The sequence below is a fragment of the Paenibacillus sp. J22P90 genome (assembly GCF_059692195.1).
Genome location: NZ_JCAUAY010000026.1, coordinates 1 through 2747 on the forward strand (window position 1 = coordinate 1; position 2747 = coordinate 2747).

Annotated in this window: 1 rRNA gene; it reads left to right on the plus strand. The window is 53.1% G+C overall.

Going from position 1 to position 2747, the window contains the following annotated elements:
- A 23S ribosomal RNA gene (locus tag AC58UX_RS32595) occupies positions 1–2738 on the plus strand; the annotation flags it as partial.
- Positions 2739–2747: the final 9 nt, after the last annotated feature.

Below are 2747 nucleotides of genomic sequence, written 5' to 3' on the forward strand. Positions count from 1 at the left end.
GAGGCAGACCCAGGGAACTGAAACATCTAAGTACCTGGAGGAAAAGAAAACAAAAGTGATTCCGTCAGTAGCGGCGAGCGAAAGCGGAATAGCCCAAACCAAGGAGCTTGCTCCTTGGGGTTGTAGGACCTCGACATGGGGTTAGTTTGGTAGGCGAAGTGATCTGGAAAGGTCCGGCATAGAAGGTAAAAGCCCTGTAGCCAAAATCGAACGAATCCCCTAGAGGTATCCTGAGTACGGCGGGTCACGTGAAACCCCGTCGGAATCCGGCAGGACCATCTGCCAAGGCTAAATACTCCCTAGTGACCGATAGTGAAGCAGTACCGTGAGGGAAAGGTGAAAAGCACCGCGGAAGCGGAGTGAAAAAGAACCTGAAACCGTGTGCTTACAAAAAGTCAGAGCCCTCTATATGGGTGATGGCGTGCCTTTTGTAGAATGAACCGGCGAGTTACGTTCCCGTGCGAGGTTAAGTTGAAAAGACGGAGCCGCAGCGAAAGCGAGTCTGAATAGGGCGCTTTAGTACGTGGACGTAGACCCGAAACCGTGTGATCTACCCCTGTCCAGGGTGAAGGTGAGGTAACACTCACTGGAGGCCCGAACCCACGAATGTTGAAAAATTCGGGGATGAGGTGGGGGTAGCGGAGAAATTCCAATCGAACTCGGAGATAGCTGGTTCTCCCCGAAATAGCTTTAGGGCTAGCCTCGGATGTTGAGTTGTGGAGGTAAAGCACTGATTGGGTGCGGGGCCCGCCAAGGGTTACCAAGTCCAGTCAAACTCTGAATGCCACAAACTTAAATCCGGGAGTCAGACAGTGAGTGCTAAGATCCATTGTCAAAAGGGAAACAGCCCAGACCATCAGCTAAGGTCCCCAAGTGTGTGTTAAGTGGGAAAGGATGTGGAGTTGCACAGACAACCAGGATGTTGGCTTAGAAGCAGCCACCATTGAAAGAGTGCGTAATAGCTCACTGGTCGAGTGACTCTGCGCCGAAAATGTAACGGGGCTAAACACGCCACCGAAGCTATGGCTTGCACGTATGTGCATGGGTAGGGGAGCGTTGTATGTACGTTGAATTCTGACCGTAAGGACAGGTGGAGCGCATACAAGTGAGAATGCCGGTATAAGTAACGAAAAGATCAGTGAGAATCTGATCCGCCGAAAACCTAAGGGTTCCTGAGGAAGGCTCGTCCGCTCAGGGTAAGTCGGGACCTAAGGCGAGGCCGAAAGGCGTAGTCGATGGACAACAGGTGGAAATTCCTGTACCACCGTAGCCGTTATGAGCAATGGAGTGACGCAGAAGGATAGTGACGCGAGCTGATGGATGCTCGTCCAAGCAGTGAGGCTGATGTGTAGGCAAATCCGCACATCGTAAGGCTGGGCTGTGATGGGGAGGGAAATTTAAGTACCGAAGGTCATGAGTTCACACTGCCAAGAAAAGCTTCTAGCCAGGCGAAGGTGCCCGTACCGCAAACCGACACAGGTGGGTGAGAAGAGAATTCTAAGGCGCGCGGAAGAACTCTCGTTAAGGAACTCGGCAAAATGACCCCGTAACTTCGGGAGAAGGGGTGCCTCGGTAGGGTGAATAGCCCGAGGGGGCCGCAGTGAAAAGGCCCAAGCGACTGTTTAGCAAAAACACAGGTCTGTGCGAAGCCGCAAGGCGAAGTATACGGGCTGACGCCTGCCCGGTGCTGGAAGGTTAAGAGGAGTGGTTAGGGGCAACCCGAAGCTATGAATTGAAGCCCCAGTAAACGGCGGCCGTAACTATAACGGTCCTAAGGTAGCGAAATTCCTTGTCAGGTAAATTCTGACCCGCACGAATGGCGTAACGACTTGGGCGCTGTCTCAACGAGAGATCCGGTGAAATTTTAATACCTGTGAAGATGCAGGTTACCCGCGACAAGACGGAAAGACCCCATGGAGCTTTACTGCAGCTTGATATTGGACTTTGGTACGATCTGTACAGGATAGGTGGGAGCCTTTGAAGCCTGAGCGCCAGCTTGGGTGGAGGCGACGTTGGGATACCACCCTGATCGTATCGGAGTTCTAACCTGGTACCGTGATCCGGTATGGGGACAGTGTCAGGTGGGCAGTTTGACTGGGGCGGTCGCCTCCTAAAATGTAACGGAGGCGTTTAAAGGTTCCCTCAGAATGGTTGGAAATCATTCGCAGAGTGCAAAGGCATAAGGGAGCTTGACTGCGAGACCTACAAGTCGAGCAGGGACGAAAGTCGGACTTAGTGATCCGGTGGTACCGAATGGAAGGGCCATCGCTCAACGGATAAAAGCTACCCTGGGGATAACAGGCTTATCTCCCCCAAGAGTCCACATCGACGGGGAGGTTTGGCACCTCGATGTCGGCTCATCGCATCCTGGGGCTGAAGTAGGTCCCAAGGGTTGGGCTGTTCGCCCATTAAAGCGGTACGCGAGCTGGGTTCAGAACGTCGTGAGACAGTTCGGTCCCTATCTGTCGCGGGCGTAGGAAATTTGAGAGGAGCTGTCCTTAGTACGAGAGGACCGGGATGGACGTACCGCTGGTGTACCAGTTGTCTCGCCAGAGGCATCGCTGGGTAGCTATGTACGGAGGGGATAAGCGCTGAAAGCATCTAAGCGCGAAGCCCCCCTCAAGATGAGATTTCCCAGTATGTAAGACCCCTTGTAGACGACGAGGTTGATAGGTTCGAGGTGGAAGTGCGGTAACGTATGCAGCTGACGAATACTAATCGGTCGAGGGCTTAACCAAATTCCTAAG